At 43.7% G+C, this 15,526-nt stretch carries 12 protein-coding genes; 5 read left to right on the top strand and 7 right to left on the bottom strand.

Features of this window, described 5'->3' with window-relative positions; translation table 11 throughout:
- Positions 1 to 184 precede the first annotated feature (184 nt).
- The 3 genes from LCL96_RS13475 to LCL96_RS13465 all read right to left on the bottom strand — a co-directional run bounded on the left by LCL96_RS13475 (position 185) and on the right by LCL96_RS13465 (position 4,434).
- A complete protein-coding gene (locus LCL96_RS13475; RefSeq protein ID WP_224941969.1) occupies positions 185 to 1,507 on the bottom strand; it encodes an aspartate aminotransferase family protein in 1,323 nt (440 codons plus the stop codon).
- Positions 1,508 to 1,549: 42 nt separating this feature from the next.
- Positions 1,550 to 2,935 carry a YjiH family protein gene (locus LCL96_RS13470; RefSeq protein ID WP_224941968.1) on the bottom strand — a complete coding sequence of 462 codons (1,386 nt, stop codon included), beginning with the start codon at positions 2,933 to 2,935 and terminating at the stop codon, positions 1,550 to 1,552.
- A gap of 119 nt (positions 2,936 to 3,054) precedes the next feature.
- The gene (locus LCL96_RS13465; RefSeq protein WP_224941967.1) at positions 3,055 to 4,434 is read right to left on the bottom strand and encodes a sigma-54 interaction domain-containing protein; all 1,380 of its coding nucleotides are present in this window, start codon (positions 4,432 to 4,434) and stop codon (positions 3,055 to 3,057) included.
- Positions 4,435 to 4,655: 221 nt separating this feature from the next.
- Between LCL96_RS13465 and kynU the strand changes: the two genes are divergently transcribed.
- The 3 genes from kynU to LCL96_RS13450 all read left to right on the top strand — a co-directional run bounded on the left by kynU (position 4,656) and on the right by LCL96_RS13450 (position 6,860).
- The gene (gene kynU, locus LCL96_RS13460; RefSeq protein WP_224941966.1) at positions 4,656 to 5,939 is read left to right on the top strand and encodes a kynureninase; all 1,284 of its coding nucleotides are present in this window, start codon (positions 4,656 to 4,658) and stop codon (positions 5,937 to 5,939) included.
- A gap of 25 nt (positions 5,940 to 5,964) precedes the next feature.
- Positions 5,965 to 6,591: an arylformamidase gene (gene kynB, locus LCL96_RS13455; protein WP_224941965.1), complete on the top strand. Its 627-nt coding sequence runs from the start codon at positions 5,965 to 5,967 to the stop codon at positions 6,589 to 6,591.
- 131 nt (positions 6,592 to 6,722) lie between these two features.
- Positions 6,723 to 6,860: a hypothetical protein gene (locus LCL96_RS13450; protein ID WP_224941964.1), complete on the top strand. Its 138-nt coding sequence runs from the start codon at positions 6,723 to 6,725 to the stop codon at positions 6,858 to 6,860.
- A gap of 210 nt (positions 6,861 to 7,070) precedes the next feature.
- Here LCL96_RS13450 and LCL96_RS13445 read toward each other — a convergent pair whose 3' ends face one another.
- On the bottom strand, positions 7,071 to 9,323 hold the full coding sequence (locus LCL96_RS13445) for a UvrD-helicase domain-containing protein (RefSeq protein ID WP_224941963.1): 2,253 nt from the start codon (positions 9,321 to 9,323) through the stop codon (positions 7,071 to 7,073).
- 243 nt (positions 9,324 to 9,566) lie between these two features.
- On the opposite strand from LCL96_RS13445, the gene LCL96_RS13440 reads away from it, so the two are divergent.
- A complete protein-coding gene (locus LCL96_RS13440) occupies positions 9,567 to 9,803 on the top strand; it encodes a hypothetical protein (protein ID WP_224941962.1) in 237 nt (78 codons plus the stop codon).
- Between the two features lie 858 nt (positions 9,804 to 10,661).
- Here LCL96_RS13440 and LCL96_RS13435 read toward each other — a convergent pair.
- Positions 10,662 to 11,207: a GNAT family N-acetyltransferase gene (locus tag LCL96_RS13435; RefSeq protein ID WP_224941961.1), complete on the bottom strand. Its 546-nt coding sequence runs from the start codon at positions 11,205 to 11,207 to the stop codon at positions 10,662 to 10,664.
- Positions 11,208 to 11,354: 147 nt separating this feature from the next.
- On the opposite strand from LCL96_RS13435, the gene LCL96_RS13430 reads away from it, so the two are divergent.
- The gene (locus tag LCL96_RS13430; protein WP_224941960.1) at positions 11,355 to 12,962 is read left to right on the top strand and encodes an amidohydrolase; all 1,608 of its coding nucleotides are present in this window, start codon (positions 11,355 to 11,357) and stop codon (positions 12,960 to 12,962) included.
- Between the two features lie 62 nt (positions 12,963 to 13,024).
- On the opposite strand, the gene LCL96_RS13425 is transcribed toward LCL96_RS13430, so the two are convergent.
- Together LCL96_RS13425 and LCL96_RS13420 are read right to left on the bottom strand one after the other, a co-directional pair.
- Positions 13,025 to 14,158 carry a DEAD/DEAH box helicase gene (locus tag LCL96_RS13425; RefSeq protein WP_224941959.1) on the bottom strand — a complete coding sequence of 378 codons (1,134 nt, stop codon included), beginning with the start codon at positions 14,156 to 14,158 and terminating at the stop codon, positions 13,025 to 13,027.
- A 15-nt stretch (positions 14,159 to 14,173) separates the two neighbouring features.
- Positions 14,174 to 15,493, bottom strand: coding sequence for an ATP-binding protein (locus LCL96_RS13420; RefSeq protein WP_224941958.1), 1,320 nt, complete (start codon positions 15,491 to 15,493; stop codon positions 14,174 to 14,176).
- Positions 15,494 to 15,526: the final 33 nt, after the last annotated feature.

The following is a 15,526-nucleotide window of genomic DNA, read 5'->3' as shown; positions in this document are numbered from 1 at the left end:
GACAGAGCCATCCATAATGACATGGTAATAAAAGAGTTTATCATCATCTTGGAAAGTTAGAGACCCCACATAGCTCTCAAAAAGACTATGGCTCACGACACGCTGAAAGCGATCATCTTGTGCGGAAATCCGCAACTACTCTCTTTTTCAAAAGCAACATAGTTTACAAAGATAGCCTTTGCTTTTAATCGAAATGACTCATCAACGTAGCCTCATATTCACTAAGTGCCTCATCTAACATGCGCAGTCCCTCATCGATTTGTTCTTTTGTCACGCTAAGGGGAGGAATCATGCGGATCACTTCAGAGTGGTTTCCACATAGGTAAAATAAGACCCCTTTTTCCAATGCCCGATCGAGGATGTCCATTAATCCTTCCTGATTCGGTTTACCCGATTGGGGATGAACGATTTCAATCCCGATCATCAGTCCTACCGCCCTGATACTTCCGATCACAGAATGTTTCTCCTGCAATTTTTCAAGCTTTGAAACGGCATAGGCCCCCATCGTCTTCGTATTATCCAAAAGGTGTTCCTCTTTCATGACTTCTAAGGTAGCAAGACCAACAGAGCAAGCGATCGGGTTTCCACCGAACGTCGTCCCATGACTTCCAAGGGGCCACTGCCTCATCAATTTATTGGATGCTACCGTCGCGCTCAGAGGAAGTCCAGAAGCAATTCCTTTGGCAATCGCCATAATATCAGGTGTCACATCAAAGGTTTGCGCGGCAAACCAATTTCCTGTACGCCCGAACCCCGTTTGCACTTCATCAAAAATCAATAAAATATCGTGGCGATCACAAATTTCTCTCACTTTTTTAAGCCAGGCCTTCGGAGGGACGATATACCCCCCTTCCCCAAGTACGGGTTCCAAAATGACACATGCCACTTCTTCAGGAGTTACCTGATGATTAAAAAGCGTTTCAAAATCCTTTTCGAGCTTGCTGACAACATATGAGCCTGGATCCTCTCCCTCTGGGCACTCCCGTTCGTTCGCATAAGGAATTTGATACGTTAATCCTGGTGGCTGCATAAACTTTCGATACTTACTCTTGGAAGTTGTGACACTTAAGGCACCAAGGGAGCGTCCATGAAAACATCCAGTAAAGGAAACTACATATGGGCGCTTCTTCACATATTTAGCCAGCTTGATCGCCCCCTCGATCGCTTCCGTTCCGCTGTTGGCAAAGAAGAAACTATCCAGGTCACCCGGAAGTATCTCTGCCAGTTCATCTGCCAGGCGAAGAATCGATTCATACATGATGACACCTGACGGACCGTGCATCAGCCCGTCTGCTGCATCTTTGATGGCCTGCACGATTTTCGGATGACGATGCCCCACATTCGTCACGGCAATCCCCGAAGTGAAATCAAGGTACTTCTTTCCGTCCAGTCCATAGTAATAACATCCTTCTTCTTTCACGACCGGTAAATTTGGATGGTCTTTAGCCATACTCGGTGCTAGGCGATCCGGCATGCGCTCAATAAGCTGTTCAAACGTTCGTTCCATTTCTGTAACCCCCATATCCTTTTTGTATAAATCTTCGAGGTCCTACATAAAGAAAAAGTGCGCCAATAACGCTACGATCGGCAATGTAATGATCGTACGTTGGATAAAGATGATGAACAGATCTAAAAAGCTAATGGGAATCTTGGATTTAATCAAAAGGATCCCGATCTCAGACATGTAGATTAATTGAGTCAGAGACATAGCAGCAATCACAAATCTCGTTAACTCACTCTCAATCCCACTTCCAACCACCGCCGGCAGGAACATATCAGCAAATCCGACGATCATCGCAGGTGCTGCATCTGTTGCCTGTGGTATTTGAAGGAGCTCAAGGAATGGTACGACCGGATAGGCCAATACATCGAACACCGGTGTATATTCTGCGACGACTAAAGCCAGTGTCCCCAGTGCCATGACGAGTGGAATGAGACCGAACCAGATATCCAATACATTTTGCAGTCCTTTTTTCGTCACTTCCCCTACACTTTTCACTTCAGATGCCTTTTCTACGGCTTTTTCGAATCCCCATTGAAGACGAGATACGTTTTCAGGGACCGTTTCAGAAATTTGCATGCCGACCGGTTCATAATAGGTGTCTTTCTTTCGGGAAAGCGGCGGGATCCGTGGGCAGATCACTGCGGCAGCAATTCCTGCAATCACGACCGTCCCGTATAATTGGACAAACATTGATTCCAAACCGATAAAACTGACAATCACGAGACTGAATGCGATGGAAGCAACCGAGAAGTTCGTTGCAATCACAGCGGCTTCACGCTTGGTGTAATATCCTTCTTCAAATTGTTTTGTGGTAATCAGAACGCCTACCGTCCCACTCCCCATCCAGGAAGCAAGGGCATCGATGGACGATCTTCCCGGCAGCTGGAATAAGGGCTTCATGATTTTCTGAAGTAGCGTTCCGAAGAAATCCATCAGTCCAAAATCCAGGAGGAGGGGCATTAATAAACCTGCAAACAAGAACCACGTGGTCAAGACAGGAACTAACGAATACAAAACCGTCCCACCTGTAAAGTCGGATATGATCCATTCCGGACCGATTCCATTAACGGTCATCACTGCAAAAACAGTCCCGATGACGCGGATGGCGATCCAAAAATATCCTACATCAAAAAGTCCTTTCAAGAATGATTGTTTAATAACCCACTGGGGATTGAACACTTTCGTATAAATGGCCATCAGAGCTGATAGGCCAAAGATGATGGTCATGAATAATGGCAATATATCTTCGAGCATCCCTTGAAAATAAGAGGCAAATATCCCGACCCCAATGGTCATGTTTCCTTCATAGGTGATAGGAATCAAAAACAACAATACCCCTAGTAAGGAAGGAAGGATAAACTTCATCGCTTCCTTTACCGATCGACCGGACTGATTTTGTAACTCACTGACATTTTGTTTTCCAACTTCCATTGCTAAACACCCCTTTGAAATGTAATTCTCGATCTTGGACGTTCAAATTCAGACCCCGCTCCTCCTTCTTCCGATTTTGATTCTATTCACCTACTTACTTGCAAGTATCATGCCAATTTTTATTTTATTTTGTACTTTTTGAGTTTTCTGACTACAGAAGGTTGACTGATACCAAGACTATGGGACATCTGAGTTGTGGTCTTATGCTTGTCCCTCGCTTTCTTCAGCACCTGTTCCTCAACCGCTTCAAGAATATCTTTCAACGATTGCCCGTCATGACCAAGCTCCGACAGGTCACCAATATGTTTTATATATCGTCCCGGAAGGTTTTCCATTTCGATTAACTGATTGGAAGAAGTCACAATCAATCTCTCGATCAAGTTCATTAATTCCCTGACATTCCCTTTCCATTCTTGAATCAGCAGCTGATGGATCACTCCTTCATCCATGGTTCTCTGACGCTGATATTTGTCACAAAAATAACTCACAAAGTAATCGATCATCGTAATGATATCCGATGTCCGCTCCCTTAGAGGCGGGATCGTAATGGGCACTACATTTAACCGAAAGAACAAATCCTGCCTGAACTCCCTCTTCTCTACCGCCATCTCCAAGTCCCTGTTCGTCGCAGCCAAGACACGAAAATCCACTTTCCTTTGCTTCGTTCCACCCACCCGATAAAACTGTTTCTCTTGAATGAACTTTAGAATTTTCACTTGATTTGATGGTGAAAGTTCCCCGATTTCATCAAGAAAAAGCGTCCCACCTTCTGCCAATTCAGCTAATCCTACCTTCCCCTTACGATCTGCTCCAGTAAACGATCCGGGCTCATACCCGAAAAATTCTGCTTCAAATAAGGATTCTGGAATAGCCCCGCAATTGACTTCGATGAACGGCCCGCCGTTTCTTTGACTTTTGTTATGAATGAATTTGGCGATATGGGACTTACCGACACCGGATTCCCCTAACAACAAAACGTTCACATCCACTTCCGATACCTGGAGGGCAACCTGCAATACTCTTTTCATCTCATCACTGGTCGCGATGATTCCTTCTGAATAATGATGGCGGCTCCTGAGAATTTCAAGTTCACTCTTTACCCTTTCCATCTCGTCTTCCATATCCTCTAAGTATTTTTTCATATTCAATAATTCCGTGACGTCGTGTGAATAGCTTACGACCCGCACAAGTTCCCCATCTTCATGAAAGACAGGGATTCCTGTAACCAGTAGTTTCTTACCTTCCTTACTCGTTTGCACAAGGGTGATTTTTTTCTTTTCCTTTAACACGATGGGTGTTAATAAGGGAGTGAAGATTCCTTCCTTCTCAAGATCATAGACGGATTTCCCCACCATATCCTCCGATTTCACATTATAGATCTCACCGGTTGCCTCACTGACTTTCAAAATGATTCCATCTGTATTTGTTACTAAAATATCATCCTGCAACGAATGAAGAATAGCTTCATTTTCATTCCAGATTTTTTTCGATTCAGTCACCGACAGTCTCCCCTTCAATCCTCACGAGATTATTCAAAAATGAATAATATTCGTGAAAATTATTATATTAATCCATTTATACCAGACTTTTTTGATTATTTATACATTTATGAATAATTTATTCAATAATAAATAACTTTCTTTTGTGAATCGAAATAATTATTTTACTATTCAAATCATTTCGATTATGATTTTGGTAAGACTGTACAAGGGGGATTGGGATGAAACATACAGAAGAATTAACACTGGCACATGCTAAGGAATGGGATAAACAAGACTCACTGGCTCATTTCCGCAATGAATTTTACATAAAAGAAGATCACTATTATATGGATGGGAATTCTTTAGGCTTATTATCGAAACGGGCGGAGAATTCACTGCTGACGTCCCTGCAAGATTGGAAGGAACACGGAATCGATGGATGGATGGACGGACAGGAGCCATGGTTCTATTATTCTGAGAAACTTGGAGAGATGACTGCCCCTTTAATCGGAGCAGAAAAAGAGGAAGTCATCGTCACAGGTTCCATTACGACGAATCTTCATCAATTACTGGCCACTTTCTATCAGCCTGGTGAAAAACGTACAAAGATCCTGGCGGATGAATTGACATTCCCGTCCGATATATACGCGATTCAAAGTCAGCTTGAGCTGAAAGGCTACTCCCCAGACGAACATTTGATACAAGTAAAGAGCACGGACGGATACACATTACGAGAAGAAGATATCATCGCGAACATGACAGACGATATCGCCCTTATCCTATTACCTTCTGTTCTTTATCGAAGCGGTCAGCTATTGAATATCAAACAATTGACGGACGAAGCACATAAACGTGGTATTGTGATTGGATTCGACCTGGCCCATTCCATCGGCGCCCTTCCCCACCAATTACACGAGGATGGGGTAGACTTTGCGGTTTGGTGCAATTACAAATACTTAAATAGCGGCCCGGGTGGTGTAGGTGGACTATTCGTTCACAACAGGCATAGAGGGAAAAAGCCTGGTCTATCAGGCTGGTTCAGTTCCCGTAAGGATAAGCAGTTCGATATGGATCATACGCTCCTTCACGCTGACTCTGCCGGAGCTTATCAAATTGGCACTCCGCATATATTAAGCAGCGCACCGTTACTCGGCTCCCTTGAGCTATTCGAGGAAGCAGGGATCGAGAATCTGAGAAGAAAGTCCCTTTCCCTTACAAGATTCATGATGGACCTCATCAACCAGGAACTTTCTGGTCATGGTTTCACCGTCTGCAATCCACTTGATGACGACCGCCGAGGCGGGCATATCAGCTTAAAGCATGAAGAAGCCGCAAGAATCTGCAAAGCCTTGAAAGCAAACAAGGTAACACCTGACTTTCGTTCACCAAATGTGATCCGATTGGCTCCAGTGGCTCTTTATTCTTCCTACGAAGATGTCTGGGAGACCATTCAAATCCTGAAGAACATCATGGAAAATGAAGAATATAAGCAGTTTGAAAACACGCGGAATGTTGTTGCCTAATATCTGATAGAAAGGATGAAACCACTTGAAGATCATTGATATTTCCAGACCCCTTAAGAATGATACACCGATCTGGCCGGGAGACACTCCCTTTACCTTCTCATTGAACTGGACGAAGGAGGAAACAGGATCCGTCAATGTCGGGCAGCTGACGATGAGCTCACACACCGGCACCCATGTTGATGCTCCTTTCCACTTTGACAGTGACGGGAAACGGATACTCGACATACCCCTTGAGCGATTCATGGGACGGGCAATCGTGGTATCGGTAGAGGGAACTCTGGAAATCAGTCCTGAACATGTAATGGGGATTGATTTTACTGGTGTAGATAAGGTTCTATTCAAGACCAACGCATGGAAGCTTTCAGGCAAATTCCCTGAGAATATTCCTCCTGTTCATAAAGAGCTGCCCGCTTTTTTGAAAGAAAAGGGCATTAATTTGATCGGTGTGGACCTTCCTTCTGTCGATCCTTTGGATAGCAAGGAATTAGTCGCCCACCATTCTCTCCGGGAACATGATATCGGGATTTTGGAAGGGATCGATCTTTCCCATGTAGATCCAGGGGTTTACGAACTGGTGGCTCTCCCCCTTCCCCTACAAGAAGGGGACGGCTCACCGGTTCGCGCCGTTTTGATTGATCGACGCACTTAACAAGAATTTTCATTGAATTATTTTGTCCTTCAGGCCGAATATATCTCCCCTCCTTTTTCATAGACTAATACTAGACGTTTAAAATGATGACATTTTGACGATAGCTAGATAAAAAAGGAGGGCATCATCTGATGGGAATTACGATAACGATTGGCTTGATCGTGATGCTGGGCATGATCATGAGTATCCTGATTTATTTCTTAAGACAGGCTTTGGATTCAAATGATGCAAAGAAGATTGATTCACATGATGATCATTTTTCACAATGATGTTATAGCTTTTTGATGAACATGTGTGCAGAAAATGTTGATTTTGTAGAACGGTCGATATCCTGAAACTTCGGTTGATAAAATGAAAGAACGGTTGATAAATCCGTTTAAAGGTTGATATTTTTCTCTAAAGGTCGATATATCCGTATAACGGCCGATAAACCGCAAACAGCCCCGGTATCCTGTCTTTCCAGGACACCGGGGCTGTTTTTATTCCGTAATTTCCTTTTCACCGAGCTTCATCGGACCCGAACAAAGGGGACAAACCTTGGAATCGGTATCCTCATGGGTTTCGGGCCTCTGCCATGCAATGCATTTGGGGCTCGTACAAACCCATGCCAGAATCTTACTCACCTTTCCCCTTCTTGCCTTTTGATCCGTATTCGGCTGTTCAGCATGCGGAGTCTGCCTGAACAAATCTGCAATAAACCGGGAACACTTCCGCTGTTCCCCTTGGTAATAGGCCGGAGAAGAAATAAATAATTTCTCTTTTGCCCTGGTGATGGCCACATAGGCCAACCGCCTTTCTTCCTCCACAGCTCCCGTTGCCTTCTCCTTTTGATTCGGATCTTTGTACACCTTATCTTCTAGCTTATTGGCATTGAGGGCAGAACTGTGAGGAAGATTCCCTTCGATGGCCCCGATCAGAAACACAACGGGAAACTCCAGACCCTTTGATCGGTGAATGGTCATAAGGGAAACGCTGTTCGTGTCCTTGCTCCCTCTTTGATTCGAATAAATCTCCTCATACTTTGCTTTCATATCATCTATGAAGGTAATGAAACTTGAGATGGTATCAAACCGTTTCGCAGAGCCTTCCAGCTCATCCAGCATCTCTTTGATCAGTTCTTTCTGCTCTGTCACCACATGTGATTCCTGGGCATCAATGTATTGATGGTAGAATTCCTTTCGGATACGCTTAATCGCGGTTTCCGGTGACTGATCTCCAATTCCCTTCAGAAATTTCATCCGTTCTTTTATATTTTTCACCTGAAACGGCTTGAGTCCTGGTAAAGTCGTTAAGTGAATGAGCGGATACTTCTTTCTCTCTTTCTGTTCCTCTTCCAGAATATGCGCCATCCCCCGGTCTCTCCGGATGAAAAGGGTGGGCAGGACCGATTCCATGGCTGAGAAATTTCTTGGAACAATCGATAACCGTAAGTAATCAACCACCGGTTTCACCGTCCAGTTTTCATAGAAAAGGGAATCTTTCTGATTATAGGGCGTGAAGGGAATTTCCTTTAAGAGAAGCTGCTCGAACACAGCACGCCCGCTGCTCATGGTACGGTGGAGAATCGTTATGTCCCCATAACCATAGCCTTCCCCTATTAATCTTTGAATCTCCTCGGTAATCCAGACCGCTTCTTCATCTGCCGTTGCGGGTCTTGAATAAAGAGGCTTATGTCCCTCCACTTTAGTGGCGATCAGCTCTTTTTTCCGCCGATGATCATTCTTCCCGATCACTTCATTCCCGAGCCCGATGATATAGGCATCGGATCGATAGTTTTCTTTCAGGGTCACGACTTTTGCATCCGGAAATTCTTCATCAAAGTCCAAAATAAATTCATTTCGTGCTCCATTAAAGGTATAGATCGTTTGATCATCATCCCCTACCACGAACAGATTGCGATGAGCGGCAATTAATTTGATAAGCTCGTATTGAACTAGATTCGTATCCTGAAACTCATCCACCATTACGTATTGGAAACGGTGCTGAAGAGACGTCAACAGATTCGGATTTCCCAATAATAGTTGATACGCCTCGGTCAAAATATCATCGAAGTCCATTTTGTGATTCATACGTTTCCACTCTTCATATTTTAAAAGAATGCTGCGCACTTCTTTTTCTGACTTAGATTTTTCAGGGAGCTCTCTGATATCTTTCTGATTTAACTTATAATGAGAGAGTTTGGCGAGGAGCGTCTCTGCGTCATAGGGGTCATAAATATTCATTTCCCTCTGGATCTGCTTTAAAATAATCTGTTTATAGCGCTCATTCCCAATGACTTCCTGTGTATAATGGCGGGATCTCAATAAATAAAGGAACAAGGCATGAAACGTGCTGGCATGTACCTGTCCACCATGTTCAGTACCCGGTAGCCTCGCGATCCGCTGCTTCATTTCTTCCGACGCTTTCTTCGTGAATGTCACAAGCAGAATATTCCTTGGTTGAATATTCTTCACCGTCATCAAGTAACCTGCACGGCAGACAAGGACCGTCGTCTTCCCCGTACCCGCACCGGCAAGGGTCAGGCACGGACCATCGACATGACGGACCGCTTCAATCTGCGAAGCATTCAGGTGGATGCCCGCCTCTTCCATCGTCCGAAAGAAAAAAACATCCTCATCATGGAAGGATATCAGTTGCTTCGAAGTCTCTCCCTTATGGAGTGACGCGATCGGGATTTCCTTCTTTTCTGACTCATATGGGTAAATAGAATAGTTGGTCAATACTTTATTCAAAGCTCATTCTCCTAGCTTTTCTTTACGATTCATAACCTTCTCATCATAACAAGACCCCTTCGGGAATGGCAATGACAATCTTAGGACGTCATGGGATATGTAAATTCTGTTAAACAGTTGTTTAATGCCTTGAACCCTAGTAAAATACACATTTTGAATCACTAAACAAACGTTTGTTTAAATTCAGTATGCTCTCTGATGATTAGGAACGAATAGAAATGGTAATAGAACATTAGGTGATGAATGATGAAACTGACAAAATGGGGCTTTACCCGCTTCAACAGCATAAAAGCAGAATTTGACCACTTCCCCCATTCCTTGGTCATCCTCAGGAAAATCAGAAACTACTACTTCGTCAACAAAATCCACTGGTCCCACCTCGACCCCGTCGTAGAAACACGGCATCTTGAAGAAATGGAACTACTTGTGAACAGGGAAATGGATTTAGAAATGAATTACCTTAATAGAAGATTAGATTAACAACTGTTTTTTCACAATTCATGGATTTAATTGACCAGGAGAAGAGTTATATGCTCTTCTTAAATAGAATGTTTTTGGGCTTGATCTATTCATTTTTTTATAGTGACAAATAATGAACAAGCACAGAGTGGATTGGAGCGGAAGGTGCTCGACTCCTGCGGGAAATGCGTGAAAGTTGAGACCCCACAGGGCTTTAGCCCGAGGAGGCTCAACTCACGCCCCGCGGAAAGCGAGCACCTGCAGCGGAAAGGAACGGACCACGTAATGTTTTATAGCTAATAAAAATGATTTTCAAAAAACAAGAAAAAATGAGATAAAGTAAGATAACCACCAATTTCAATTCAAAAATCAGCCCAAATCGCATTATATTGATTATTCTGAACATTTGCATTAATTTTATAATTTGTTAATATATAATTAATAAATGATTTACAAACAACATCTTTAAAGGAAGGCGTGATTCCAATGAAGTGAGTTAGCAAAACATGTCAGCATCACATCTGGATTTTGAAATCGGCCCGTGAAAACTGATTTCATGATGTGTGGATATGTGGGAATGCGCAATCTTATTTCAGGAGATGATTCCAATGAAGAGTGTAAGCGAAGCATGCTAACATCATGATACGCAAGAGGATAGCCCGTGAAAACTATCTTCGTAACATGTGGGCGTGTGGGAAAATCAGCGGCAAGATAAAATAAACTAAATAATACATGCAAGACCATTAATTTAAAATGAATTAAATGAATGCTACGTATGTGTATTAGTAAGAAAGGATAGGAAAGTTAATTGAATAAGGTTTACTTAAGTTAAGGCGCTGTTTATGTGGTATAGGCATAAGCAGCGTCTTAAATTTGTGGTTAGAATTCTTCTTTTAAAAGAGAGCAGACAGCCGCATCGCAGAAGACACCTTTTTCAAATGCCGCTTTTCTCAATACACCTTCAAACGTAAAACCAGCCTTCTCAAGACTTCTTTTTGAAGCGATATTTTCCGGATCATAAAACGCTTCTATTCGATTAAGGTCCATTTCTTCAAATCCGTATCGGAGGATAGGTTTCAACACTTCTGTGATAACCCCTTGTCTCCAATAAGCAGGATGAACTTCAAACCCCACTTCTGCTTTAAAGTGCTCTTTTTCCCATTGATGAAAACCGCAGCTTCCGATGATTTCATTGGATTCTTTTAAAGCAATCCCCCATCTGATTCCTTCATTTACGTGAAACCTCTCGTTCCATTTGTTGATGATGTCAACGGCCTGCTTTTCCTCTTGAAATGATTCCAGATCATAATATCGGGTGACTTCATCTTTTGAGAAATAATGAAATACACAAGGGGCATCCCCTTCTTGCATCTGACGTAAACGGAATCTTTCTGTTTCCATTACCGGGAAGGTTCTTGTCAGCATACTCATTCTCCTTTTCTTCTTGTTCTCCTTATGTATTCAACATGGGATTTTACAATGCCTTCTTGAAAGGGAAAGTTTTCATAAATTGTGTTCTTTCCTTATTCTGGTTACAATCGATATATCAGATGATAAAGGATGGGAATGGCGATGAAAGCCGATAAAATCATTGTAAGTACTGCCCTTTTTACGGGGAATAGCTCTTCTCCGATGGACGGGTTCGCAGCTGTAAAAGATACAGAGGTCATCGGGGTTGGCCCCCGTTCGGAAATGGAAGGTTTCAGGGGACCGGGCACTGAAGTATGGGATGTCGGAAGCCGTCTGGTGATGCCGGGGTTTCATGACTTTCATCTTCATTGGTTTTTAGGAGCGATGTTTGAAGGGTTTTGTCAATTGACTTTCGGGTCTACAGAAGAAGCTACGGCGAAGATGGTAGCCGAATATGCCGGGAAACATCCAGACGAGGAATGGGTACTTGGGTTCGGGTGGCATCATGTACGCTGGCCAGGTCAAACTCTTCCCACCCGTCATTCACTGGATCAATATATTCCTAACCGCCCCGTCGTCCTCCTGAATGAAGAAGCTCATAGCGCATGGTTGAATACGGCTGCACTTGAGAGGTTGGGGATCCACCGGAACACACCTGAACCCCCTTTCGGAAAAATTGAAAAAGATGAAAATGGAGAACCAACAGGTTTTCTATATGAGACTGCCGTTCAATATGTGGTGAAAGCTTTCACATTTGATGAGAAGGTGAAAAACAGATTGATGAACGGGATGCTCAAGAAGGCCTCTTCCTTCGGGATCACTTCCGTTTCCGACATGCTGCCTCTTCCGGGTTATACATTGGGCGACCCCACTTTTTATCGGGAATTTGAAGAGAAAGGAAAGCTCACGACACGTATCCACTTCCTGGATGTGTTGGACGGAGACCTTGAGAGAAGCAAGCGTCATCGAAATCATTTTCACTCGGACAAGCTTCAGTTTTCTGGGTTGAAGCAGTTTCTGGACGGGGTTCCCCTCACGTATACCGGGTATTTATTGCAGCCATATGCTGACCGCCCCAACGAAACGGGTGGAATCATTTATGAGCCCCATGTGTACCGAAAATGGATCGAGGATGCTGACCGTGAAGGATTCCGGATCCGTCTTCATGCATGCGGGGATGCAGCAGTGCGGGTAGGACTCGATCTGTATGAGCATGCTCGGAATGTGAATGGCCCCCGGGATTCCAGGCATACCATCGAGCATATTGAAGTATGCAGTCCACAAGACTTCGATCGATTTCGGGAGCTCGGGGTCATTGCATCCATCCAACCTGAGCATCTGACGTCGGGATCAATGGACACCCATGCGTACTTGGACCGACTCGGCACAGAACGTTCCAGGTACACATGGCCGATTGGTTCCTTGCAGCAGCATGACGCTAGCATTGCATTTGGAACGGACTTTCCGATCGTGGACCTGAATCCAATGCTCGGTCTATACAGGGCTGTCACCCGAAAACACGAAGACGGTACTCCTCACGGTGGATGGAATCCGGAAGAGAAAATATCATTGGCACATGCTTTGATCCATTACACGAAATCACCTGCTTACGGGAATTTCAGAGAGCATGAATTGGGAACGATTGAAGCGGGAAAGAAGGCTGATATAGTGGTTTTAGACCGAAATCTCTTTGAAGTCAGAGCAGAAGAAATCCTTGAGACGGATGTATGGATGACCATGATGGATGGTGAAATTGTGTTCGGAAAGTAGTGGCGGCATAGAATAAAGGTCCGTCCCTCACACTTGAGGGACGGACCTTTGACATTGCAATACTATTTGGTTTGCGGGTCTTGTAGTCCTCCGCCGCGGATGGTTTTTTCCTGGAATGGGAGGTTGAGTTCTTTGCTTAGTTTTTCAAGGAAGCTTAGTTCACGCTTCGATACAAGGCAGATGACGGTTCCTTCCGCACCCATGCGGCCTGTTCTTCCTGACCGGTGAATATATTGTTTCGTATCACTCGGGAAGTCGAAATGGATCACATGTGTAACGTCCGTGATATCAAGGCCACGTGCCGCAACATCTGTTGTGAGGAGCATGGACACTTTACCTGAGCGGAAGCGGTCAAGGGACTGTTTACGCTCCATTTTATTCGATTCCCCTGCCAATACTTCGAGCTCGACGCCCTTATATTTTAGCTTTTCTTCCATTTCGGAAAGCTTCTCTAATTGATTAAAAAATACAAGCGCCTTGATTTCTTTGAAGTATGAGATGCTTCTTAGGGCTTCCATCTTATCCCTTAACTCGCTATATACAAAGACGTGGTCTACTTTGGGATTATCAAGATTGGCTTCCATTTTGACGGTTTGATGATCCTGCAGGAGTGTTTCGGCAACCTGTTCCGTTTCATCTGACAACGTAGCAGAGAAAAACAGAACCTGGCGTTCTTTCAAAGTTGATTTGATGATATCCTTCACTTCACGGATGTGCTCTGGGGAAATCATTAAGTCAAACTCATCAACCACGATGGTTTTCACTTCATGCATCTTCAGTTTTTTCATTTTCATCAGTTCAAGCAGACGGCCGGTTGTCCCGACGACGATATGCGGCTTTTTCTTTAGCTTCTCAACTTGCTTTTTAACGTTCGCCCCTCCGATAAAGGCAGCACTGGTTACATCGGTTCCCTTCGCCCATTTCTGGATTTCCTGCTGTATCTGCATGACCAGCTCTCTTGAAGGAGCAAGGATGACGGCCTGAGCCTGTTTTCTAGACGGATCGATGGCCTGGATGATTGGAAGTAAATACGCAAGGGTCTTTCCAGTTCCTGTCGGCGATTCGCAAACTACGTCCTTTCCCTCCATAATGATAGGCATAACTTTTTCCTGTACAGGGGTGAATGCAGTAAACCCTGATTCTTCCCAATTTTTCTGTATTTCCTGTGAACTGATAATCGTTGATATAGAGTTCATTCGATTCTTCCTTTCTTACTCTGCGGCAGGGGAGTCGACATCTTCCTTGATTGGTAAACTGATTTCCACTGCCGTTCCTTTTTCTTTTTCACTTTTAAAGTGTATATGTCCTTGATGTCGTTCAATAATTTTTTGGCAAACAGCGAGACCTAGACCCGTACCTTTTTCTTTCGTCGAGTAAAATGGTTCTCCCAGGTGCTCGATTCTTTCCGGGTCCATTCCCACCCCATTATCCTTCACGATGACATGAACGTCCTGACCATGCTGATTCAATGTAATCGCGACCCTTCCATTTTCACCTTTAGGGATCGATTCCACTGCATTTTTAATGATATTGATGAAAACCTGTTTCAGCTGATTTGCTTCTGCCAATACGTACAATGGTTTTACAGCCAGGTTTTCATATGAAATGGACACATTATCAAGATGAGCCTGTGCTTGCATCAACACCAGTACTTGTCTTAGGATATCATCCAGTCTTTCATGGTGAAAATGGAAATCTTGTTGTTTTCCCAGGATCAGCATCTCACCTGAAATTAAATCAATACGATCCACTTCGGAGAGCATGATATCCAAATGGTCGTGGTTGATCGTGTTGGTGGTCTGCATGAGCTGGATGAATCCCTTGAGCGATGTAAGCGGGTTGCGAATTTCATGTGCAACAGCGGCCGCTAATTGCCCTATGACAGAGAGTTTTTCAGATGCGACAATCATTTCTTCATTTTCTTTAATGTGAGTAATATCCCTTGCAATGGCGAATATTCCCGTTACCTTCCTGTTCACGATGATCGGAACGAGGGAGCATCGCAATATTTTCCTTTTGTTATTGGGCAAATGAATGATGGTTTCAAACGAAGAACCAAGACCATTGAAGGATTCAAAGAAAAAGTCTGTCACGCGTTTCATTTCTTCGTCATGCAAAAATTTTCTAAAATTCACTTCTTTCAACTCTTCAAAAGTCGATTCCAGTAACCCTTCAGCCTCTCCATTGATAGATACCACATTACCGTCCAGACTCAACTCCAGGACGGCATCCGGATTTTGTTCGAACAAAGAGTGATAGTGTTGATTCTTTATTTGTAGCTGTCTCTCTTTATGTGTTAATTTTTCATTCGATACGATGAGTTCATGCGTCCTCCGGTAAACCATTAAAAAGAGGATCGTACCCGTCACAACCATGAAGAACCAGCCCTTATACCGTTGAAAGTAGATATACATATCAAGGTTTTCATGGGCAAGCGTCATAAAAAAATAGTCTGATAACATTATCCAGAGGATCCCTAACAATACATAGGTGATGGTAATTTTAATGGCGATTTCTTTTGCTTGTTTCATTCTGGAATGTTCACCTACATTCAGATAGTCTTT

Source organism: Rossellomorea aquimaris, from assembly GCF_020172085.1.
GTDB classification, from domain to species: Bacteria; Bacillota; Bacilli; order Bacillales; family Bacillaceae_B; genus Rossellomorea; species Rossellomorea aquimaris_E.
Note: the sequence above shows the minus strand (reverse complement) of the source record. Positions and strands in the feature narration are given on the sequence as shown.